Consider the following 21,359-nt stretch of genomic DNA (forward strand, 5'->3'; position numbering starts at 1 on the left):
ACCCGCCACGTGATTCATCCGTCCAGAAATAAAAAACCTGTATCCGATGAAACTTGCCCCCGGAATTTATGCGTGGGGCCAATGCTTCAATTCTTTAATCTAAAATCTAAAATCTAAAATCTAAAATCGATAGACCTCCCAAGCTACCCCTCTTGCAAGGAATAAAATTACTCTATCACTTTTTAAAGAGTTAATTCCTTAAGTCAATATAAAGATAGTTGACAATGACTATGTTTTGTGCATTCAACAATGACAAAAAAAAACTCCGACCTCCCAAGGTAGCCCTGTAGGTCGGCGGAGAATTTTATCAAACCTGCGATCTCAGAAATAGGTAAATTTTGATACAGATTACTACATTTTATTGAGCTGCGATCGCAATTCTTCCAACTCAGCATCAATCACCGGGCTCGACTCCGAGCTACTAGCTGCTGCCGTTTTACCCGCTGCTGGCAATTGACCTTGAGACACAGAGCCCCCGGTAAGTTGAGCTTTCATCTGAGCCAACTCGTCGTCAACATCACCGCCGCTTTCGAGCAAGCGGAACTGTTCCTCTAAATTGCTGCCGCCGGCGGCCAATTCTGCCGAAGCCCCCGCGCGAGCTTCAATCTGCAAAACTTTTTCTTCCATGCGATCGAAAGCCGCCATTGAACTGCCAGTATTCAAGGTGCCAATGGTATTGTTGAGCTGTTCCTGAGCTTTAGCAGCGGATATCCTCGCTTTGAGCATATCCTTCTTAGTCTTAGCTTCGGAAATTTTGCTCTCCAAACCGATCAAGTTGCGCTTGAGACTTTCCACCTGAGCCGATTGCTGATCCAGACTGGCTTTCAGGGTAGCCGCCGTTTCAGCGTGAGACTTTTTGCGAACCAGCGCTTCCCTGGCCAAAGTCTCGTCTCCTTTTTGCAGGGCTAGCTGAGCGCGCTGCTGCCACTGGTTAGACTGAGATTCAGCTTGATTGTACTGAGTCTGGGTGCGCTTTTGAGTGGCGATCGCGCTGGCAACTGCCTGACGCAACTGCACCAAGTCTTCCTGCATATCCGTAACAGACTGTTCTAAAATCTTTTCCGGGTCTTCAGCTTTGTTGACCAGATCGTTAAGATTGGCTTTGACGACTCGGCTAATGCGGTCAAATAATCCCATAATGCTATTTTTCCTGGGTGAGGTGTACGAAGTAGGCGGAAAGCAGGCTTGATAGCCCTAGCCCGCAGTTGTGAAATTTACTTGGTCAGATTTTTAGTGCGATTTAGTTTTTGGCAATTTTTGCAGACAGATAAATCCAGTTTAAAGCGATCGAGTAATGTGATGCAGGCAAGCTTATTCATGCACCTACCTATTGAGTTTAACTTCGATCCGGGAATTCCCCAACAGGCTTCGAGCCATCTCTAGCTAGGCTGTTGAGAAGTTTTTGCTCGTCCCGACTCTTGTTCTGTTGCCTGGGGTTCAGGATGCGGGCGGCTCCCTCGACGGCAATTTGGGTGTATTGTTGCCCGGAAGCATTTGTGCTTTCATCGCCGCCAACTCGGTATCCACATCGTCGGCACCTTCGAGAGAGAGAAACTTCTTTTCTAAATCATTAGTTCCGAGTTCTGCGATTGCTTCGGAGCGAGCTTCTAGCTGCATGACTTTCTCTTCCATCCGTTCAAACGCGCTCAAAGCGCTGCCGGTACTGAGATTGCCCATCATTTCTTGAAGCCTTTCCGACGATGCGGCCGATCGAGCTCGAGCAATGTACATATCTTTTTTAGATTTTGCCTCGGAAATTTTACTTTCGAGCGCCCGCATATTTTCTTTAAGTTTAGTCACAACAGCCGATTGCTGATCCAGACTGGCTTTCATCGCCGTTGCCGTTTCTTGATAAGATTTCTTGCGCGTCAGAGCTTCCCGCGCCAAATTTTCCTCGCCTTTTTGCAAAGCTAGCTGCGCCCGCTGATGCCATTCTGCTGCTGTAGACTCAGCTTGGGAACACTGGCGTTCAGTGCGTTTTTGAGCTGCAATCGCTCCTGCCACAGCTTGTCTGAGCTGCACTAAATCTTCCTGCATATCCATTACAGCCTGTTCCAGAATTTTTTCTGGGTCTTCTGCTGCCCCGACCAAACTGTTAATATTGGCTCGAATCACTCGCCATAGGCGATCGAATAATCCCATTTTGCCAGTCTCCCAATTTTAAACTTTAGAATTAAGACAGAGAAATCACCATTAAAAATTAAAAATGAATACTCATCAATCGTCTTTTTAATTTTTAATTTTGAAATTTTAATTCCCTCTAATTTAGGTCGTCATGATTATTTTTAGGATGGGTAGGGCGCGAGCATTACCCATCAAAACTGAGCAAATGTTGGGTGAAGCGAAACGAGGGTTCGTGCCTCGGCCCAACCTACTCCCCGATCATTAGTTTAATTGTCTTTGCCTAATTTATGGTTGATAGTATTGTGGCTTCACCCCTTTTTCTTGGAGTTCTTTCACCAAACGTTCTGCTGAGGCAGCATCGTTCAAAGCCCCCATTTGGATCTTGACACCCTTTGAGAAGTTCCGCACGTAGGCATCGGGAACTGCGGTTCTGGCTTGCTGCAGCGATTTTTCGTCGGTGTAATCGGTGACAACGTAATAGAAACCGTCGGCGGCCCGTGCAGGCCTTCCTAGCGGGGATGCGGCGGCTGGGGATGCTGTCGCTGGGGATGCTGTCGCCGGGGATGTGGCGGCTGGGGATGCTGTCGCGGGGGATGTGGCTGCAGGCTGGGCTGGGGAGGGTGTTGGAGGCAGTGTCGGCAGTGTCGGCACTGGCTGGGCGGCGCTGGGGCTGGGAGTGGGAAGCAAAGCCGTGCTCAGATTGTTGAGTCCTTGTTCCCTGCCTCTGGCCGGGTTGCCGTCTTCTGTAGGAATCGGCACAGCCCCGCTGGGGCCCGGAGGCGCTGGCGGAGTTGGGGGGATTGATGCTTTTGGTGACGGGGAAGGAATCGGGCTGGCTGTCGGCTTGACATTGCTGAGAGTGCTCAAATCTAGCTCGACAAATTCCTTGGATACCAGATTTGGTGCTTTCGGCAGTTCCTTGGTGCTGGTATCTGAGGTGGCACTAGAGGCGGGACTGTCGCTTGAAGAGGGTGAGGTGCGATCGAGCAAACGGTTCAGGCCTGCCATCTTAACTAAATTTGACGGGTACATGACTGCATAGCCCAAAGCTGTGCATGACAGCAAAAACAGCAGCATCGAACTCAGTCCCAAGGGAGTTAACAAACTGGCGGCTAAACTGCGTTCTACCGTAGGCTCAGCTTTTGACTCGTCCAAACTTTCGATCAGTTTTTCGCTTGATTCGAGATACTTGTTGGGTGCGAAGGCACTGCTAGATAATTTTGTGCCGCCCCTGGTAGTTGCTAGCGGGGCATCGCCCTGAGTGCCGGCAAGGGATAGGGGCAGCGATAGCGGCTGCTGGGTTTCCTCCGCAGTCTCCAGCGGCAAATTTTGGGCTAGCTGTTGCTCGGTTGTGGCTGTTTGCTTGCCGCTACGAACTGACGGCGACACCCACTGTTCTGCCCGCCGCCGGTGCCTTCTGTATGTTGTCAGTTCTGCTTCTAGGTTTACATCTAGACTCCCCAGGACTGCTTGCAAAGCAGGGTTGATTGGGGTTGAAGAGGATTGATGATTTGGGGATTCAACCGAAGAACGCTTACTCATTAGCAAAACTCCTACCGCCTCTGAATTAATTTTAATATGTTGATTGTAGAGATAAACAAGAAGGTTGAAAACTTGCCTATTTTATGATTAGCTACTTTTGGCGTCAATGCAACAGGGGCTCGCTCGCCGGCAGCTATTTTTCATTTTCATTGGAAAACTTAATTCTTGCTCTTTCCCGGAGGGTGCTTACCGACACTCTCAGCCAATTTTTGTATCCTGAGCTACCGCTTGTTTGTAACCTCTCATACTCGTTGGGCATTTGTACTTTTTCTTGATCCCTAACGGCTTTATAAACTTTTAACCTATGTTTTTACCTATACAATGAGCAACGACCGAGCTAATTGTTTCTATATATAACGAGATTATAAATAAATTATAAAATTTAATTATGCTCCGGGGATCGCTACAACCCAGACAGCATAAAGGTTGGGATGCTCTAAGGCAGACTAGCTCTGCAAGGGAGAATTAGAGATGAAAATGATTTCCCTAAGAACTTTTATGCAAACCTCCTTAACTTCACCTTTAACTTCAGCTTGTGGTCACTGCCGTCACTATACCCCTGAAGGCAGACGCGGGGGTGTTTGCGCTTTACTAGGCGGCCCGGTTCAAAGTCAGTGGAAAGCTTGTGCTTTAGCGGTTTCGCCTTTTAGGTCATCTTGGGAAAACATAGAAGAAATTGGACTGTGGCAAGAATCGACTCTGACGCTGCAGGATGCCACCGTCACTCTTTCCGATCGCCATGCCAGCCAGCTTACAGGCACAACCTTAACCGAAAAATCCGCTGCAGCATTCTCGGTCTAGTTAGTCTGCAGCAGGACAGCTCATACCATTTTCGATTGTCAATTTTCGATTGGGGAATCACTGATGACTATCATGGTTTGGATCTGGCAAAGCAGTTTCATTCTTTTTGGGAACTGGTATCCATACTGACACTTTTGGACGATCGCGTGCATTGGGCTTTACTAACCCAGAAAAATCAGCAGCATCTACTTTAATAGGATCGCATAAAAAAACTGATTTCTCTATCCAGCTATGGCAGCCAAGGATATTGACTAAAATCAGGTTGCCGTTTTTCTAAAAAGGCTTGTTTGCCTTCGGCGCCTTCCTGCGTCATATAGTACAGCAAAGTGGCATTTCCCGCCAGTTCTTGCAAACCGGCTTGACCGTCGCAGTCGGCATTAAAAGCGGATTTCAAGCAGCGAATCGCGATCGGACTTTTTTCGAGAATTTCCGCAGCCCACTGAATCCCTTCTATTTCTAGTTGTTCGACGGGCACGACGCAGTTGACTAAACCCATTTCTAGGGCTTGCTGCGCGCTGTACTGGCGACACAAAAACCAAATTTCTCGGGCTTTTTTCTGGCCGACAACTCTGGCGAGATAGCTAGCTCCGAAACCACCGTCGAAACTGCCGACTTTGGGGCCGGTCTGTCCGAAAATAGCATTGTCAGCAGCGATCGTCAAGTCGCAAATTAAGTGCAGAACATGACCCCCTCCAATTGCGTAGCCTGCAACTAAAGCAATTACAACTTTGGGCATAGATCGAATCAACTTCTGCAAGTCGAGCACGTTCAACCGGGGTATGCCACCTTCGTCTACATATCCCGCCGAACCCCGCACGCTTTGGTCGCCGCCGGCGCAAAAAGCGTATTTGCCGTCTGTATGAGGCCCCGCACCGGTGAAAAGGACAACGCCGATTTTTGTGTCTTCGCGGGCATCAGTAAAGGCATCGCACAGTTCCAGTACGGTTTTGGGACGGAAAGCGTTCCGTTTGTGAGGTCGATTGATGGTAATTTTGGCGGTGCCGCCACTTTTGTGATAGAGAATGTCTTCGTAGGTTTTGGCGGTTTGCCATTCAATTTGCATAATCAATCAATTTGAGATTGGAGATTGAGCTGAGTCAATCAAGGCAGCGACAAGTCGCTTTTAGATTTTAGAGGGATTCGGTTCAATGGGATAGAAGGGTCGATCGACTGTTGCCAAAAAAATAAAGCGGGACTTAGGCAGAAACCAGGTTTTTCACCAACATACGCCGTGCAGCGAGCGCTCTGGGTAGGGGTTAAACAACCCGGCTTTTGAGGGTAAGAGGGCCCAAGTACCATGTCAATTGGAAACAGCGTCAAATCCTCGAAATCCTCTGACTACTTTTACTGCCCCAAAATTTATATGCGCGGGATTATTGGCGGAGTAAAATATTCAGCAAGTGCTTTGCTGCTTTGCCAAATACCGGATCGCGGGACTCGAATTCGCTGGGATCGAGTAAAGCTTTAACTTCGGCAAAAGCTTCTGAGTCGAGGGTTCCTTCTTTAGTAAATAAAGTGTCTATGACTGCAATGTGTCTGGAGTCGAGGCCGAGCCGATTTGCGATCGACTGTAAGTACATTTGCTCCCGCATATCGATGTGTCCGTCGGCCGCTGACATTTCGTAGCCGGAACCGATGAGCAACAATTTTTCAGATTCTGAGAACAAAGCTGTCAGGGTTAGCAATTCTGTGGGGTTGAAGTAAACCTGCTGTTTGGATACTCCTTTGACAAGGCGCTGAATTAGTTCTATCCGATCGCGGTCGCCGCTGGCAAAGGCTTTGAGAGTCTTTTGCAGCCGTTCTTCTTCTTCAACTGCGATCGTCCTGTCAATAATCATCACTCCGCGCAGGATGGAAATCAGAGCAGTCAGAAACACTACCAAAGGAGTGATATCTTGTTCGCGCAGCTTTTGCCGGGTAATGCGGCACAACAGCTCAACAATTTCAGTGGTAATCGTAGTGGTGTCCATAATTAAAGACTCTCGATTAAGCTGTAATGTAACTTTATTTATCGATCTTAAGTTTTTCTGTTACTTAGGTATGACGTGAATTATAAAGCTGAGCCGTTGTCTATTAGTGATACTACTTATTTTATTCACAAACGCTGGATGACTAGGGCTGTGGAACTGGCACAAGCAGCCGGTGATGCTGGTGAAGTACCCGTGGGTGCTGCAATTGTTGACGGTACTGGCAAATTGATTGCCGAAGCGCAAAATCGGCGAGAGCGAGATTGCGATCCGACTGCTCACGCTGAAATCTTGGCTTTGCGGGCGGCCGGCCAAGTTTTGCAAGACTGGCATCTTAACCAATGCACGCTCTATGTAACGCTGGAACCTTGCCCGATGTGCGCTGGTGCGATCGTCCAAGCTCGGATTCGTCTGCTGGTATACGGAGCAGATGACCCGAAAACTGGCACGATTCGGACTGCAGCTAATATTCCCGATAGCGCGCATTCGTGTCACCGCTTAGAGGTGCTCGGCGGTATTATGGAGTCTGTTTGCCGCGATCAGTTGCTTTCTTGGTTTGAAGCGCGCCGGAAAAATTAACCGGTAAAATTTTTTACTTTCTTCGGGGGGAGGTTTAATCGAAATTGACCCTTTAGCTGAAATAATAGATCCGTAATTGCCTGCTCCAGCTTTCGAGGCGGCCGACTGCTCTGCATTAGTGCTGTCCGGTTGGCTGAGGTTTTACCTGTGACAGATTATCTCTTGCGGGTGCGATCGCTCGATCGGCACAAGGCCAATAGCAAAAGTGTCCCGACCCAAAAACTAAAGATTTGTCCCATCACTTACTTTAGACTTTAGCTCTCGAGAAAGCAGCTTAATTGCTATGCCCCACACCGCCACGATCGCCGTTGAGTCCAGTAAATCCTCTCTAGTGAAGCCCATGCCTGCCAAGGTAGCATCTAATACCTCTCGCGTTTCTCCTTGGTTAACCTCCTTGCTCTATCCGCTAGGTCACTATGTTGTCCTACCGTTTCATTTTGGCAAGATTGAGATAACCGGACAGGAGCACTTGCCGAAAGACGGGCCTGTCATCTTAGCCCCTACGCACCGTTCCCGGTGGGATGCCCTGATGATGCCTTATTCAACTGGACAGAAGGTGACTGGACGCGATTTGCGGTTTATGGTAACTGCTGATGAAGTGAAAGGACTGCAAGGTTGGTTCATCAGACATTTGGGGGGGTTTGCTGTGGATCTCAAGCATCCGGCAATTGGCAGTCTCCGTTACGGCGTGGAACTACTCCTCGACAAAGAAATGTTGGTGATTTTTCCCGAAGGCGGCATTTTTCAGGATGGCGAAGTTCACCCGATTAAGCCTGGATTGGCGCGTTTGGCAATGCAAGCAGAGTTGAGCAAACCGGGTTTGGGGGTGAAAATTGTACCGATGAGTATCCGCTATCGCCCGCGCATTCCTCAATGGGGTGCTCAGGTAAAAATTGCGATCGGTTCTCCGATTTGCGTGGCGGATTATGCCAATGGTGGCGGTGGTAAAAAAGAAGCACGATTGTTGAGTGCCCAGCTCGAAATGGATCTTAAAAAGCTTGATGAAAGTTGAGAAGAAGGAAGTTCGGCAACGGATTCTGTAACGGATGTAACGGATGTCAGGAAGTTCGGCAACGGATTCTGTAACGGATGTAACGGATGTCAGGAAGTTCGGCAACGGATTCTATAACGGATGTAACGGATGTCAGGAAGAAGGAAGTTCGGCAACGGATTTTGTAACGGATGTAACGGATGTCAGGAAGAAGGAAGAAGGAAGAAGGAAGAAGGAAGAAGGAAGAAAGAAAAAGAAATTATGATATAATTTTTTCTGGTGCTGGAGAGAGATGCAGCACCTATTTGGCTGCTTTGTTATGTCTGTATTAAGTGTGAGCATTAATGGGTTGTGCTTTGAACTTTAAGCCTGGTCAAATTGTCAGTTTAGAATGTGGAGATGCGTGCCTGCATTCCGAGGTAATCCAAGTGGTTGAGGCACGTCAAGTTTGTTGGGTGCGCCCTTTGATGTTAGTTGTATCGGCGTCGGGGAAGGATTTATCGGCAGAATACACTTTATCCGATTTGCGAGATGGGGCTGATTTGCTGTGGCCGCTGAGCTTGTTTCGGGAGGCTTTTGATACTGAGGTAATTTCACTGTTGACTGAGTTGCATTCTCTGGACTCGGAGAAAAAGGATGGTGCGATCGCATCTCGGCAACTTAGAGATTTTGTCGATCGAGTTTGGGAAGCTTTTCCCAGTGCTTTTCATTAAGCAGATGTCTGGCGTTTTGTCTATTAGTCCGCCAGGGGTTGAAAACCCCTGTCTAATAGCTAAAGCCCTCTTGGATAGAAGTAATACTCTCTTGATTCTTCAGTCCGCGTAGGCGGACTTCGTTTGTCTAGAAGCGATTTCAATCGCCCCATTTTCTTTTCGCTTTTGGCGGACTATTATACTAAAATACAGCGTGTGAAAGTTCTTCCGGGTTAAGATTATTGTGAATAACTTGACCGTCGCGGAACCAGACAACGCGGCGAGTTTGACGCGCCACTTCCGGTTCGTGCGTTACCATAACAACAGTCATGCCGCTTTCGTTGAATTCTGTAAAAATATCCATTACTTCTTGAGTAGTTTTTGTATCCAATGCACCTGTAGGTTCGTCAGCCAGCAACAACACGGGACGGTTGACAATAGCCCTAGCAATGGCAACCCGCTGCTGCTGTCCTCCTGATAGTTGATTCGGTCTGTTTTGCAGCCGACTTTCCAGGCCGACTTTCGTTAAAGCATCTACTCCCCGTTCGCGTCTTTCTGCTGCGGGAATGCCGGCATAAACCATCGGTAACATGACATTTTCTAAGGCGGTCAATTGAGGCAACAGGTGAAATTGTTGGAAGACAAATCCCAATTTTAAATTGCGAATTCCGGCTAATTCTGTTTCGGGCATTTGGGCGACATCTACGCCGTCTAAGTAGTAACTGCCGCTCGTAGGTCGATCGAGACAGCCGATAATATTCATAGCTGTAGATTTGCCGGAACCCGATGCGCCCATAATCGAGCAATATTCTCCTTGTCTTACGGTCAAGCTGACGCCGTTTAAGGCGCGAACTTCCAGGTCGCCAATTCCGTAAACTTTTGTTACCTCTTCCAGACCGACAACAACGGGCTTTGAGAGGACTTGCGGGTCGAGGTCTTGGTATGTATCGGTTTGTAGTTCAGGCATTTTTTTTATGTGCGATCGACACAACTAACTACTAAGCTAACACTTCCCATCGGTTTTGGCGATCGGGGTGACGGCTGTTTCGATGCTAATGAACAGAAAATCTATATTCAAATCAAAGTGAATACTTTGACACCAACTGGGAGGTAAAGTCGGAGTGGAAACAAAAATCGGCGTTGCTGAATGGGGTATAAAATTTGTAGGGGAAATCCCCCCGTGATTGCCCCACCGCTGACGGTGTAAGGACTTAGAATTATCCCTACAGGCAAAATCATACATAAATTCAGCAGAGTCAAAAAATCTATACTATTTATGCACTGACCGAAAGCATCCAGGATACAAGTCCCCGGATTCATGTGTCCAGAAATAAAAAACCTGTATCCGATAAACTTGCCTCCGAATTGATCCGTGGGGTCAATGCTAAAATCTAAAATCTAAAATCTAAAATCTAAAATCGATTGACTCTCTCTGTATGGTGCTTATGGCAACCACTGTCAAAATACGATCGCCCTGCTTTACGTCATCCTACCCCTTGGCGATGACCAATAAACCCAGTTTATTGGTCATCTACTGTTATACAAGGAATATTTAACGATCGCCATCAACAAATTTTCAAGGGTTTCAGGGCCTTCTTCACCAAGTTGACAGGGCTTGGGTGAAATAGACACCCAAATAGGCTAAACTTGTGTCCGATCGCCAAACAGACTACAAACCAATGACTACTTCTGCGGATACAAACCAGACCGAGATTTCCAATACAGTCTCATCGAGTCCACAAATGTTATCTTTCCTGAAAATTGTTGAGTATTTATCCCTAGCGACTTTTGTGGGTGCGTGCCTCCTTACCAGAGTTTTTCCCGACAATCAACTTATCGTTATTTTGGGATCTGTTCTTCTCTCTAGTTTTATTTTTCTATTCCTGGCCAATAGGCAATTGGCTCAAAGCTCTAGGAATAATGCTAATCAGTTAGAAATCCGAAGAAAAGCGGAACTATATAATTACCTCTTAAACCCGAATAATGTTTCGGATAACAATTCGATTACCCCTGTGAGAGAAAAGGCTTTACGATATTGCCAGGAGTTGATTGACGACTATAAAAACACCAGAGAGACTTCGAGAAATATTTACTATACTTTCCAGTTGGCAACCGTGATTTTCTCGGGAGTCACACCAATTTTAGTATTGGTAGACAAATTGGAACCAGGTCAATCTTTGCTCAAGTGGCTGCCCGTAATTTGTCCCGCTGTCGCCTCGATAGTCGCCAGTATAGTTACCTCCTTTCCTTTTCAGGAGAATTGGATTTCGGCTAACACGGCTGTGGAATTGTTAGAAGCGGAACAGGAGAAATTTGTATTAGGAGTGACTCCAGCTTATCGTTGCTATGATGTAGCCGACGCAGCCCAACATCAACAAATGACAAAAATGGCAATAGAAAACTTTATCAATCAGGTGAATGAGATTCATCTCAAGCAAATCCAAAAACCCGATGATACAGCGTCAAAGGATCAGAATACAGACCCAGCTCAATCTACCGAGTCAAAGTAGGGGCAGAGTTAACGAATCTGACAATACCAGTAAGCAGGTAGGGTTGAGTGAGGGGGAGCATCTCACTTTTTCAGCCAAGCTAGAAATTGGAGTTTTGAGGCAGGAGGCAGGAGGCAGAAGGCAGCAGGAAAGAGGAAGAAGGAGGGAGCTAGAAGAAGTTTTTTTACAAATATGAGATGCTCCCGACTGACGCTACCTGCTATTATACGGCTAAACTTTTCATCACAGATGGTATTTTGGGGCTATCCTATAACCAAATATCGGCTAGTCCCCCGTTTTTTTACCCCTCAATTAGCTCTATATGTAGCGATCGGAAGTGTTCACAGGCAAAATTTTTGAGCTATCATTAAGAAAATTTAAGCGTAAACTTGGTAAGTTGAGGATTTTTGGTAAATACAATTATGACATACGATTACGACTTGTTTGTGATAGGTGCGGGTTCCGGCGGATTGGCGAGTTCCAAGCGAGCAGCATCCTACGGCGCAAAAGTGGCGATCGCCGAAAATGACTTAGTAGGCGGAACCTGCGTAATTCGCGGCTGTGTTCCCAAAAAACTCATGGTGTACGCTTCAACATTTTCGCACCTTTATGAAGATGCGGTGGGCTACGGTTGGAGTCCCGTAGAAAGCAGTTTCGATTGGGAAAAACTCGTCACCACGGTAGACACAGAAGTGCGGCGGCTGAGCAAACTGCACATCAGCTTTCTTGAAAAAGCCGGAGTCGAATTAATCTCAGGATACGCCAAATTTATTGACCCCCATACCGTCGAAGTTGGTGACAGAAAATATACCGCTGCCAAAATCTTAATTGCAGTCGGCGGAGAAGCGCAAAGAGTCCCAATTGTCGGCATAGAACACGCGATTACCTCTCGCGAAATCTTCCTACTAAAAGAGCAGCCAAAACGGTTGGCAATTTGGGGAGGAGGCTACATCGGCGTCGAATTTGCTTGCATTATGAACGGGTTGGGAAGCCAAGTAACTCAAATCATCCGCCGTGACTTAATTTTGAACGAATTTGACACAGAAATTCGCACGAACGTGCAAGAAGGAATGATTAAGCACGGCATAAACATTTTGACAGAAAGCTCGATCAACCACATTGAGAAAACCCCAGAAGGCTTAAAATTAACTCTGTCGGGAACATCCGAAGGAACGCTAATAGTAGATGCGCTGTTGTGCGCTACCGGGCGCAAACCCAACTTGGAAAAATTGGGTTTAGAAAATGCGGGAGTAGAAACAGATAAATGTGCGATCGCAGTTACCAAAGACAGCCGCACCAGTCAGCCGCACATTTTTGCAGTGGGAGATTGCACCAACCGCATCAATTTAACGCCAATTGCGATCGCCGAAGGAAGGGCTTTTGCAGATACTGAATTTGGCAACAATCCGAGAGCAATTACTCACGAAAATGTCCCGTCAGCGGTATTTTCCCAGCCGGAAGCGGCTACAGTCGGCTTAACAGAAAGCCAAGCCAGAGCACAGTTTCCCGAGTCAATTAAGTGCTACACAGCCAAGTTTCGGCCGATGTTTCACGCTTTGACAGGTGCAGATGAGAAAACTTTTGTCAAGTTAATCGTTGAGACTAATACTGACAGAGTTTTGGGCGTGCACATGGTGGGGAAAGACGCGGGCGAGATTATTCAAGGAATGGCGATCGCGGTTAATATGGGAGCTACCAAGAAAGACTTCGACGCGACTATTGGCATTCACCCATCGACTGCTGAAGAGTTTGTGACTCTGCGGTAAAGCGGGCGAAGCAGCCAGGGGTTTAAACCCCTGGCTAATAGCTAAAGTCGGTTAAAACTGACATCTTGCACCATTGTCAAGAACGGGCAAGATGCCCGTTCCACAAAGAGTAGATTTTCTTGTGGAACAGGCATCTTGCCTGTTCCTAAAAGGCTAATTGAGAATGGTGCAAGATGTCAGTTAAAACCGACTGAATATCATCTTTTTGATGTTTTGTATAGCAAATTTATGAGTAATTCAACCAAACAAAACAAAATTTTAGCATTCTACCTCGGCCAGCAGCCTGATTCACAAGGTCGTGCGATCGAGCATATTTGGTCGTGGGATTACCAGAAGCTGGAATCCGTGCACAATTACATTCAATGGCTGTTTCCCCTGAGAGAAAAGAGTCGCTTTAATTCCAGTGCTCCGACTTTAAATGATGAGGTAATTCAAGCTTTTAGAACAAGTGAAGAGTTGAAAAATCGCTTACTCCATTCGTTCAAAGTCATGCTAGCGTTTTACGGGTTGGAATGCCGCGAAGGGGAAAACGCAGAAATTGTAATTACCAAATCGGCAGAATATTTGTCAAGAAAAAGAGAGTGGATTGAAAAATTTAATCACAACTACCTGCGGCTGACTAGGATTCTTACAAGTTTGACAGAGTTGGGATTGAAAAATTACGCTTTAGCTCTTTTCAGGTGTTTGGATGAGATATATAATGAAAATCAAAAAATTATTGGTTTAAACACTTATACATATTGGAAAAATGCTGTAAATACTTAAATCGAGCGAAGCCAATCAGCGGGACAGTAACCGAACGCTACGAACACAATAAATAATGGATAAAGCAATTACAGAAAATCACGCTCAGTCGGGCAGAGAAATTTATCAAAGGATTTCCAACAACATTCAAAAAGTGGTGAAAGGGCAATCAGCAGCAATCAGGAAATTGCTGTCAGCCTTTGTGAGTGGCGGGCACGTCCTCCTAGAAGATTATCCCGGTACAGGTAAAACTACCCTAGCTAAAGCCCTAGCCTTATCTGTCGATGTCAGCTTTAAACGCATTCAATTTACACCTGACCTTTTGCCATCCGATATCTTGGGCATATCCATGCTCGACCCCAATCAACGCACGTTCCATTTCCACGAAGGCCCAATTTTTGCTAATATTATCTTGGCTGACGAAATCAATCGCTCATCACCGCGAACCCAATCCGCCCTCCTAGAAGCAATGGCAGAATTTCAAGTCAGCATTGACGGAAATTTGCACAAACTTAAAGACCCATTTTTTGTCATTGCTACTCAAAATCCAGTAGAATCTCGTGGCACTTATCCGCTTCCTGAAGCCCAAATGGATCGCTTTGCAGTTCAATTTAGTCTAGGATACATCTCCCCAGAAGACGAAGTTAACTTGCTCGGAGACCAAATTAATCAACATCCTATTGATACACTTCAAACCTGCGTTAATTTAGAGGATATAATTAGCTTAAAACAGCAGGTAAAGCAAGTTAGAATTAGTGAAGAATTGAAACGTTACCTCGTAGATATCGTCAATGCAACTCGCTCAGCCGAAGGCGTACAACTAGGGGCGAGTCCCAGAGCTTCCATAGCTTTAATGAAAATTGCTCAAGCATTAGCTTTGTTCGATGGCTATGAGTTTGTTACGCCAGAACATATTCAAGAACAGGCGGTATCAGTCATCGCTCATCGCCTAGTAATGGAACCTCAAGCGCGTTTTTCTGGCAGAATGGCCCCAGGTGTTGTTGAAGAAATTATCAAATCTATTCCTGTACCAGCCTAAAAAATGAAACGTTTTTTCTACGCTATTTTTCGCTTCTGTGCGCGTGTAAATCGCTCGCGAAAGAAGCGATTGACCAACAATGGGTTAGCAGTGCTTAGCTGCACGCTTTTAGCGGGAATTTTAGGATTAGATACTAATCAGACTGTGACTTATCAAATTTTTACTTTCCTGTTGTCAATTATAGGAATAGCCATAATTTTTAGTAAGTTTTTTCGCTTCCGCTTCAATGCAGTACGGTTCTTACCAAAGTTTGCAACTGTTGGAGTCACTTTAAAATACCGTATACTTATTCATAACAAAACTAACCAGAGTCAAAATAGCTTAAAATTGTGGGAAAATTTGGCCGACACATACCCCAGCTTTCAAGAATTTATAGAAACACCTGAACCCGGTGAAGAAAAGCGCACTTCATTGGATAAATACTTCGGCTATTATCGTTGGCTGTGGCTGATTTATAGAAAACAATGCGCCACAGCTAAAGTCATAGAATTGCCTCCTCTTCCACCCAATAGCAAAACAGAAGTGGTAGGTGAAATTACGCCGTCCTGCAGAGGTGTTGTCCGCCTCAGTGGTCTAACAGTTACTCGGTCTGATCCTTTTGGGATTTGGAATGCTTGTAAAACAAATTCCTTGCCCCAATCTATGTTAATTTTACCCAAACTATATCATTTACCACCAATTCAGCTTCCTGGCTCCAGAAGATATCAATCAGGTGGCGTCACCTTAGCTTCATCCGTAGGAGATTCCGAGGAATTTAGGTCTCTGCGGGATTATCGACCGGGAGACCCGCTACGCAAAATTCACTGGAAAAGTTGGGCCAAAGCAGGTAAGCCAATGGTCAAAGAAGAACAGGATGAATTTTTTGTGAGGCACGCCCTAATTTTGGATACATTTCAAAGTGTAAAATATAGTGAAATTTTAGAAGAGGCAATTTCAATTGCTGCTTCATTATCCTATGAAGTTCAGACTCAAGAATCCTTATTAGATTTGATGTTTGTCGTTCAAGAAGCTTATTGTTTTACCTTCGGCAGAGGGCTGAGTTCGACTGATAAAATGCTAGAAATTCTCGCCTCTGTCGGTGCCTGTCAGGATAAACTTTTTGACTCGCTCACCTCAGTTTTGATGGAAAAAATCTCTCTGCTAAGCGGTTGCATTTGTATATTTTTGTGTTGGGACGAACCTAGAAAAAGATTAGTAAATTATCTGAGAAGTCGCGGTATCCATACCTTAGTTTTAATTTTAACAGAGCGAGACGCTCAATTAGATAGCTTAAATTTAGAGTTGATTAAAGATGAATTAACAAGCTGCCATATTTTAAAGCTAGGTCAAATACAAGAGGAGTTAATGAAATTATGAAAATGCCAGTGTTTCTTTTGGGTGTTAGTGTAATTTTTTGGGGCTGGCAGACGGGACTATGGTTTTTTGCTTTGCCAATTGCTCTGATTTTAGAGGCAGCTAACTGGTGGCCTTATCGGTGGGATTTTTCAGCTAGTGATTTTAGGCGCATTGCTAATTTCTGCCTGATTTTTTTGTGCTGTTTGCTGGTTTATCTCCTGGTCGCCAACCGCTCTATTTACTTGATATATAATTTGTTGCAGTGGCTTCCTGGTGTATTTTTTCCACTGGTAGCTGCTCAGGGATATTCTGTCAAGGAAAGTCTGGATATACGCCTAATGTTTTTGTGGCTAAACAAGGCCACAAAAAAAGCACCACTTAACCCATTGATGGTGAATCTAAATTATCCATATTTTATCTGTTGTCTGCTATCCGCTAGTGCGACGAATAGTAGAGAGATATCTTTTTATGCTGGGATATTTGCATTAACCGCTATTGCTTTGTGGTCGGTGAGAACGAAAAGATTTTCATCTATTCTCTGGCTTTGTCTGATGTTAATTGCTGGCAGTATAGGATTTATAGGACAGATGGGTCTGCACCAACTTCACCTAGCAGTAGAACAGCAAGCAATTTCCTGGCTTAGTAATGGAAATTCTCAAGAAACAGATTTTTTGAAAAAACAAACGAACATCGGGTCAGTGGGATTATTAAAACAGTCAAATGAAATTATTTTTAGAGTTGCTCCTGAAGCTAAACAGACTCCTCCCCGACTGCTAAGAGAAGCCACTTATAATCGCTACAACTCTTCACTTTGGCTCGCCTTAAATCCTAACTTTGTTCCCGTACAACCAAAGATTAATGGCACAACTTGGGATTTAGGCGACCAACTACCGAATCCATCAACGATTACTATTTCGGCTACACTCCCAGGCAACCAAGGTTTATTAAAGCTGCCAGATGGAACTTTTAAAATTGACGCATTGCCTGTCAGTCAGATGGAAAAGAATAAATATGGCACAATTAAAGTGGTAGGAAAAGTTGATATGCTGGCTTATCGAAGCTACTTTAATAATAATTTTTCTGTAGATAGCCCGCCGACAGAAGACGACCTGCAAATCCCAAAATCAGAAATGGCGGCACTGAATAAAATCCTCAGCCAAATGGATATTCAAGGCCAGTCTCCACCACAAATATTAGATAAAATAGAGTGGTTTTTCCTAAAAAATTTCGTTTATTCACTGAAGCTTAGGGGCCAAGATAATGATGCTACGCCTCTATCAACATTTTTACTGAACACTCGCTCTGGACATTGTGAATATTTTGCTACTGCTGCGACACTTCTCCTGAGAAAACTCGGTATTCCAGCCCGTTATGCTGTTGGATATTCTGTTCACGAATTTAGTTCTTTGGAGAACCAATATATTGTCAGAAGTCGCCATGCTCATGCTTGGACTTTGGCTTATATGGCGGGCAAATGGCAAGCTTTTGATCCTACGCCTTCTGATTGGGAAAGCATGGAGGATGCTGCTGCTCCCCCAGGGGCATTTATCTCTGATTTATGGTCGCTATTGAGTTACAAATTTGTGCTGGGGTTGCGATATTTATCAGGTAGCAATGGATTGAAGTACGGGGGAGTCCTCCTGCTGGGATTAATATTTTTTTGGAGGTGTAATCCTAATTTTAAGAAAAATGTACGCCTTTTATCTAAGAAACAAAGCTGGCTAAAAGCTATTTATAACAAAGATTCGTTGAGTCCGAAATCGGAATTTTATTTAATCGAACAGGCGTTAAATGAGTCGGGAGTGATTCGCCCTCCTTCCGAGTCTTTGAAAAATTGGATCGAGAGGTTAAAAAAAGAAAAACCGGAGTTATATTGTCTCGAAGAGTTAGCATTGTTGATTGAGATTCATTATTGCGATCGCTTCGATCCAAAAGGAATTCAAGACGCACAAAAAGCGGAATTTAAATTGGCAATTCAATCCTGGATCGAGCAATATCGCAGGCAGGCGATCGCCTTAAACTCTCAGGTTAATAAAAGCGGTAAGTCTACTATAGCTTTTCTCAGGTAGATCATGTACAGATTTAGATTTTAAAGTGGGGGATTGAGGATTTTTTAATTGATTCGTAAATGACCAACTTATTCAATCTCAAATTGAACCTCACTTAATTGATAACCGCTATATATACCTTTTCTAAATCACTTGTACAAGACCGTCGGTTATTAGACAAGTCACAATTGCTTTATGCCTACTTAAGAGAAGAGCCTTATCAGGGTACTTATACAATTAATTTACCCTCCGATTAAGACATTGGTCGAACAGCAACAGTGGAAACTAGCTCATAACTCAGATGTTGCAGCATTGTCAAGAACGGGCAAGATGCCCGTTCCACAAAGAGTGAGTTTTCTTGTGGAACAGGCATCTTGCCTGTTCCTAAACAAGTAATTGAGAATGGTACAAGATGTGAGTCATAATCCACTTGTGTGTACGCGGTAGCCTTAAAAAGGGGGACGAAAGAGAAGATTCTTGTCCCCCCGCAACGATTCGGGGAGCGCCGGGGGATCGGGTCTTAATTGCTACACAGAAGACTCGCACTAAATTTGAGGTTAAGTTGACACCAATGGGCATTGTCATGTCCCTACCTGCCGCCTCGTCGAAAAAAAATTTTAAATCCTTTGAACCTTTTTTGCGATCGCCCTGTCTAAACACTTCAGATAACGAACTGGTGGGGGAGACTTCACAGGTGTTAGCTGTGTCAGCCAATGTTTTAATCGATGACTGTTCCGACTCGGACTTAGTTGCTCAATGTTTAAAGGGCGATCGCACTTGCTTTCGCTACCTTTACCAACGCTACCAACACAAAGTCAGGTCAACCCTTTACCAACTCTGCGGCCCGTCGCTTCTTGACGATTTAGCACAAGAAGTATTCCTGCGAGTCTGGAAAGGATTGCCCAAACTCAAGCACCAGGAAAACTTTTCTACTTGGCTTTATCGAATCACTTGGAATGTGGCTTCCGACCAAAGACAAGCATTTGCTAAACAGCATTCTTTTGACTCCAAACTCAAAAATCAAGAAACAATGGATCGGGTTATTCTCAAAGATAACACATCGGACTTGATGCAGTTGCACTATCAAGATTTAGTGCAGCGGGGACTGGAGCAATTGAGCTTTGAACACCGCAGCGTTTTGGTGCTGCACGACTTAGAAGACATCCCGCAAAAAGAAGTAGCCCAAATTTTGGGACTGCCGGCGGGGACTGTCAAATCTCGCGTGTTTTATGCCCGAAATTCTCTGCGGCAATTTTTGCAAAAAGAAGGTGTCAGCGAGCTATGAATAACCCAAGCAGCGACCAAGAGTTAGTAAATTTCTTGAAGCAACATCGCCCAAATATTCCTGAAGCTGCACCAGATTTAGAGCTAAAAATTTTAGCAGCAATAGAAAGTAATCAGGCGAGCATTGTTAATGAAATCCACCGGGAAAAAACGCGAGTAACTACGTCACCTAAGTCTAATGACAGGTTAAAAGTATCATCTGTTTCTAAGTGGGCTGTGTCGTCTGCGATTGCTGCTGGTCTGCTATTTTTTGGGTCTGGCTACCGTCCGTTTCAGACAGCACAATTGCCAGATGAGGAAACAGCTAAGTTAGAAGCATTTTTAGTTACTAACTGGGAGGGTGTCCTCCATGATTCTCCCCAAGAAAATATGACCGATCGCTCGCAAACAGGCTGGTTGACTTTCAGCCCTGATGCTGACAGCGAACCGCCAACAAATAAGTAATATCAAAGAGGCAATTTTCATGTCAATTCGTCGTATTTCTGCCCTAGCCGTTTTAATGCTGACTCTCGGCAGCACAGCCGCAGCAATAGCAGTTCCTAATCCCCTTGAACCGGAAACAATTGCCCAAAACCAGCGTCCCAATCGACCAGGTGGCCGGGAAGGTGGGATGTTCGAGAAACTTAATTTAAGCGCAGACCAAAAGCAGCAAATGCAGGCAGTGCGCGATCGCTACAAAGACCAAGTTTCCCAGCGGATGCAAGCAGTCCGCCAAGCCAGACAAGAATTGGAAACGATGATGTCCGGCACGGAAAATGCCAGCCAAATACGCGACAAACACCGTCAAATAATCGGATTGAGGCAGCAGTTGGAAGAGGTGCAATTTGAAATTACACTCGCAATGCGAGAAGTGCTCACGGCGGAACAGCGCAGCCAATTAGCTCAACTGATGCAGCAGCGCCGACAAACTGTTAAAAACCGGATGCAAAACGGTCAAAAACCGCAGTAATTGACGATTAGTGTAGAGTGAATCGCAGGGTGCTTACGCACTCTGCGATTCATTGTAAGCAGGTAGAAATCAATAAATACAGGCATCGATAAACGCTGCTTTTCTGTAATCTACGCGATGGCTTTCTATCTTCGGATAATTCGTCTAAAAAGTAAGGGATTTCAAGTCTATGCGCTGGATTTCTCTCTTGGGATAATCAGTAAATATGTTCATCTACTTAGGGTCTTATTTTTTTATTTAATAACTCATTTTAAGTTAAAATAATTAGTTGAGAAGTCTCATAAAAATTTCTGGATGAATCTACAGAACGATTGGAGTTACATTTATTTACACGGATTTGCTTCAAGTCCCGATTCCCTTAAGGCAAAATATTTCCTAGATCGCTTTTCTTCCCTAGGAATTGACCTAAAAACTCCCGATCTCAATCAAAACGATTTTTCGGGGCTCACTCTCACCCGCCAGTTGCAGCAAATAGAAACAGAATTTCTGCAAACCCAATCCTCCCAATCGGCAGAAAAGGTAAAAGAATTAGGCGGAGTTACAATAATAGGGTCTAGTTTTGGGGGGCTAACAGCGGCTTGGTTGGCCCAGCGGCAATTGTCCGTCAAACAAATAGTTTTGTTAGCACCGGCTTTTGACTTTATCTCCCACTGGCTGCCGCTGTTGGGACAGCAACAGTTAGAAAAGTGGCAGTCTGAGAAATATTTGCCCGTTTACCACTACGGCGAACAAGGTTATCTGCCGCTGAATTATCAGTTTGTGGCAGATATGGCTCAATACCCTGAAGAAAAATTAATGCGCTCAGTCCCTACGTTAATCCTTCACGGCCAGCATGATACAATAATACCGATTCAAGCTAGCAGAGATTTTGCCGCTAACCGTCCCTGGGTGCAATTAATCGAATTAGAAGACGATCATTCTTTGGGAAATGTCCTAGCGGAAATTTGGGAAGCGATTCAAAAGTTTTGCCAATTCAAAAATTAAAATTTGACCAACTTGCAAGTCTTAA

General features: G+C 45.0%; 23 protein-coding genes. 16 read left to right on the forward strand and 7 right to left on the reverse strand.

Translation table 11 applies throughout. From position 1 onward, the window contains the following. Positions 1-351 precede the first annotated feature (351 nt). Positions 352-1,137 (reverse strand): PspA/IM30 family protein, encoded by a 786-nt coding sequence (locus QUB16_RS08275; protein ID WP_006635936.1) that lies wholly within the window; start codon positions 1,135-1,137, stop codon positions 352-354. 48 nt (positions 1,138-1,185) lie between these two features. Between QUB16_RS08275 and QUB16_RS08280 the strand changes: the two genes are divergently transcribed. Beyond that, entirely contained in the window at positions 1,186-1,383 is a 198-nt protein-coding gene (locus QUB16_RS08280) for a hypothetical protein (protein WP_333315422.1), read from the forward strand. A 54-nt stretch (positions 1,384-1,437) separates the two neighbouring features. On the opposite strand, the gene QUB16_RS08285 is transcribed toward QUB16_RS08280, so the two are convergent. After that, positions 1,438-2,142 carry a PspA/IM30 family protein gene (locus tag QUB16_RS08285; RefSeq protein ID WP_333315423.1) on the reverse strand — a complete coding sequence of 235 codons (705 nt, stop codon included), beginning with the start codon at positions 2,140-2,142 and terminating at the stop codon, positions 1,438-1,440. Between the two features lie 267 nt (positions 2,143-2,409). Next, positions 2,410-3,666 (reverse strand): hypothetical protein, encoded by a 1,257-nt coding sequence (locus QUB16_RS08290; RefSeq protein ID WP_333315424.1) that lies wholly within the window; start codon positions 3,664-3,666, stop codon positions 2,410-2,412. Positions 3,667-4,164: 498 nt separating this feature from the next. Between QUB16_RS08290 and QUB16_RS08295 the strand changes: the two genes are divergently transcribed. Beyond that, on the forward strand, positions 4,165-4,467 hold the full coding sequence (locus tag QUB16_RS08295) for a hypothetical protein (protein ID WP_333315426.1): 303 nt from the start codon (positions 4,165-4,167) through the stop codon (positions 4,465-4,467). Between the two features lie 229 nt (positions 4,468-4,696). Here QUB16_RS08295 and menB read toward each other — a convergent pair whose 3' ends face one another. Both menB and QUB16_RS08305 read right to left on the reverse strand, forming a co-directional pair. Further along, complete coding sequence (gene menB / locus QUB16_RS08300; protein ID WP_015176244.1) at positions 4,697-5,530, reverse strand: 1,4-dihydroxy-2-naphthoyl-CoA synthase; 834 nt, start codon at positions 5,528-5,530, stop codon at positions 4,697-4,699. A 310-nt stretch (positions 5,531-5,840) separates the two neighbouring features. Continuing rightward, complete coding sequence (locus QUB16_RS08305; RefSeq protein WP_333315427.1) at positions 5,841-6,437, reverse strand: TerB family tellurite resistance protein; 597 nt, start codon at positions 6,435-6,437, stop codon at positions 5,841-5,843. A 75-nt stretch (positions 6,438-6,512) separates the two neighbouring features. Here QUB16_RS08305 and tadA point away from each other — a divergent pair, with 75 nt between their 5' ends. The 4 genes from tadA to QUB16_RS08325 all read left to right on the forward strand — a co-directional run bounded on the left by tadA (position 6,513) and on the right by QUB16_RS08325 (position 8,717). Beyond that, on the forward strand, positions 6,513-7,013 hold the full coding sequence (gene tadA, locus QUB16_RS08310) for a tRNA adenosine(34) deaminase TadA (RefSeq protein ID WP_333315429.1): 501 nt from the start codon (positions 6,513-6,515) through the stop codon (positions 7,011-7,013). A 283-nt stretch (positions 7,014-7,296) separates the two neighbouring features. Continuing rightward, positions 7,297-8,025, forward strand: coding sequence for a lysophospholipid acyltransferase family protein (locus QUB16_RS08315; protein WP_333315431.1), 729 nt, complete (start codon positions 7,297-7,299; stop codon positions 8,023-8,025). Positions 8,026-8,068: 43 nt separating this feature from the next. Then, positions 8,069-8,269: a hypothetical protein gene (locus QUB16_RS08320; RefSeq protein WP_333315433.1), complete on the forward strand. Its 201-nt coding sequence runs from the start codon at positions 8,069-8,071 to the stop codon at positions 8,267-8,269. A 91-nt stretch (positions 8,270-8,360) separates the two neighbouring features. Continuing rightward, positions 8,361-8,717 carry a hypothetical protein gene (locus tag QUB16_RS08325; protein WP_333315434.1) on the forward strand — a complete coding sequence of 119 codons (357 nt, stop codon included), beginning with the start codon at positions 8,361-8,363 and terminating at the stop codon, positions 8,715-8,717. Positions 8,718-8,898: 181 nt separating this feature from the next. On the opposite strand, the gene QUB16_RS08330 is transcribed toward QUB16_RS08325, so the two are convergent. Both QUB16_RS08330 and QUB16_RS08335 read right to left on the reverse strand, forming a co-directional pair. Then, positions 8,899-9,663, reverse strand: a complete 765-nt coding sequence (locus tag QUB16_RS08330) for an ABC transporter ATP-binding protein (protein WP_333315436.1) — start codon at positions 9,661-9,663, stop codon at positions 8,899-8,901. Between the two features lie 36 nt (positions 9,664-9,699). Beyond that, positions 9,700-9,939, reverse strand: a complete 240-nt coding sequence (locus QUB16_RS08335) for a hypothetical protein (protein WP_333315438.1) — start codon at positions 9,937-9,939, stop codon at positions 9,700-9,702. Positions 9,940-10,594: 655 nt separating this feature from the next. On the opposite strand from QUB16_RS08335, the gene QUB16_RS08340 reads away from it, so the two are divergent. The 10 genes from QUB16_RS08340 to QUB16_RS08385 all read left to right on the forward strand — a co-directional run bounded on the left by QUB16_RS08340 (position 10,595) and on the right by QUB16_RS08385 (position 21,334). Next, the gene (locus QUB16_RS08340) at positions 10,595-11,206 is read left to right on the forward strand and encodes a DUF4231 domain-containing protein (RefSeq protein WP_333315440.1); all 612 of its coding nucleotides are present in this window, start codon (positions 10,595-10,597) and stop codon (positions 11,204-11,206) included. A 401-nt stretch (positions 11,207-11,607) separates the two neighbouring features. Then, positions 11,608-12,951 (forward strand): glutathione-disulfide reductase, encoded by a 1,344-nt coding sequence (gor, locus tag QUB16_RS08345; protein WP_333315442.1) that lies wholly within the window; start codon positions 11,608-11,610, stop codon positions 12,949-12,951. Positions 12,952-13,179: 228 nt separating this feature from the next. Beyond that, positions 13,180-13,716, forward strand: a complete 537-nt coding sequence (locus QUB16_RS08350) for an opioid growth factor receptor-related protein (protein ID WP_333315444.1) — start codon at positions 13,180-13,182, stop codon at positions 13,714-13,716. Between the two features lie 55 nt (positions 13,717-13,771). Then, a complete protein-coding gene (locus QUB16_RS08355; protein WP_333315446.1) occupies positions 13,772-14,734 on the forward strand; it encodes a MoxR family ATPase in 963 nt (320 codons plus the stop codon). Between the two features lie 69 nt (positions 14,735-14,803). Continuing rightward, a complete protein-coding gene (locus tag QUB16_RS08360; RefSeq protein ID WP_333315448.1) occupies positions 14,804-16,090 on the forward strand; it encodes a DUF58 domain-containing protein in 1,287 nt (428 codons plus the stop codon). A 2-nt stretch (positions 16,091-16,092) separates the two neighbouring features. Beyond that, complete coding sequence (locus QUB16_RS08365) at positions 16,093-18,138, forward strand: transglutaminase domain-containing protein (RefSeq protein ID WP_333315450.1); 2,046 nt, start codon at positions 16,093-16,095, stop codon at positions 18,136-18,138. A 550-nt stretch (positions 18,139-18,688) separates the two neighbouring features. Next, entirely contained in the window at positions 18,689-19,402 is a 714-nt protein-coding gene (locus QUB16_RS08370; protein ID WP_333315452.1) for a sigma-70 family RNA polymerase sigma factor, read from the forward strand. Then, on the forward strand, positions 19,399-19,845 hold the full coding sequence (locus QUB16_RS08375) for a hypothetical protein (protein WP_333315454.1): 447 nt from the start codon (positions 19,399-19,401) through the stop codon (positions 19,843-19,845). The genes QUB16_RS08370 and QUB16_RS08375 overlap by 4 nt, the downstream gene beginning before the upstream one ends. 19 nt (positions 19,846-19,864) lie before the next feature. Then, on the forward strand, positions 19,865-20,350 hold the full coding sequence (locus QUB16_RS08380) for a Spy/CpxP family protein refolding chaperone (RefSeq protein WP_333315456.1): 486 nt from the start codon (positions 19,865-19,867) through the stop codon (positions 20,348-20,350). Between the two features lie 294 nt (positions 20,351-20,644). Continuing rightward, positions 20,645-21,334, forward strand: coding sequence for a YqiA/YcfP family alpha/beta fold hydrolase (locus tag QUB16_RS08385; protein ID WP_333315458.1), 690 nt, complete (start codon positions 20,645-20,647; stop codon positions 21,332-21,334). Positions 21,335-21,359 lie beyond the last annotated feature (25 nt).

The organism is Microcoleus sp. D3_18a_C4, assembly GCF_036702415.1.
Classification (GTDB): Bacteria; Cyanobacteriota; Cyanobacteriia; order Cyanobacteriales; family Microcoleaceae; genus Microcoleus.

Coding starts and splice junctions, on each gene's coding strand:
- QUB16_RS08275 (WP_006635936.1), bottom strand. CDS start 1,137: ATGGGATTATTTGACCGCATTAGCCGAGTCGTCAAAGCCAATCTTAAC.
- QUB16_RS08285 (WP_333315423.1), bottom strand. CDS start 2,142: ATGGGATTATTCGATCGCCTATGGCGAGTGATTCGAGCCAATATTAAC.
- QUB16_RS08290 (WP_333315424.1), bottom strand. CDS start 3,666: ATGAGTAAGCGTTCTTCGGTTGAATCCCCAAATCATCAATCCTCTTCA.
- QUB16_RS08295 (WP_333315426.1), top strand. CDS start 4,165: ATGCAAACCTCCTTAACTTCACCTTTAACTTCAGCTTGTGGTCACTGC.
- menB (WP_015176244.1), bottom strand. CDS start 5,530: ATGCAAATTGAATGGCAAACCGCCAAAACCTACGAAGACATTCTCTAT.
- QUB16_RS08305 (WP_333315427.1), bottom strand. CDS start 6,437: ATGGACACCACTACGATTACCACTGAAATTGTTGAGCTGTTGTGCCGC.
- QUB16_RS08315 (WP_333315431.1), top strand. CDS start 7,297: ATGCCCCACACCGCCACGATCGCCGTTGAGTCCAGTAAATCCTCTCTA.
- QUB16_RS08320 (WP_333315433.1), top strand. CDS start 8,069: ATGTCAGGAAGTTCGGCAACGGATTCTGTAACGGATGTAACGGATGTC.
- QUB16_RS08330 (WP_333315436.1), bottom strand. CDS start 9,663: ATGCCTGAACTACAAACCGATACATACCAAGACCTCGACCCGCAAGTC.
- QUB16_RS08335 (WP_333315438.1), bottom strand. CDS start 9,939: ATGTATGATTTTGCCTGTAGGGATAATTCTAAGTCCTTACACCGTCAG.
- gor (WP_333315442.1), top strand. CDS start 11,608: ATGACATACGATTACGACTTGTTTGTGATAGGTGCGGGTTCCGGCGGA.
- QUB16_RS08350 (WP_333315444.1), top strand. CDS start 13,180: ATGAGTAATTCAACCAAACAAAACAAAATTTTAGCATTCTACCTCGGC.
- QUB16_RS08355 (WP_333315446.1), top strand. CDS start 13,772: ATGGATAAAGCAATTACAGAAAATCACGCTCAGTCGGGCAGAGAAATT.
- QUB16_RS08365 (WP_333315450.1), top strand. CDS start 16,093: ATGCCAGTGTTTCTTTTGGGTGTTAGTGTAATTTTTTGGGGCTGGCAG.
- QUB16_RS08370 (WP_333315452.1), top strand. CDS start 18,689: ATGGGCATTGTCATGTCCCTACCTGCCGCCTCGTCGAAAAAAAATTTT.
- QUB16_RS08375 (WP_333315454.1), top strand. CDS start 19,399: ATGAATAACCCAAGCAGCGACCAAGAGTTAGTAAATTTCTTGAAGCAA.
- QUB16_RS08380 (WP_333315456.1), top strand. CDS start 19,865: ATGTCAATTCGTCGTATTTCTGCCCTAGCCGTTTTAATGCTGACTCTC.
- QUB16_RS08385 (WP_333315458.1), top strand. CDS start 20,645: ATGAATCTACAGAACGATTGGAGTTACATTTATTTACACGGATTTGCT.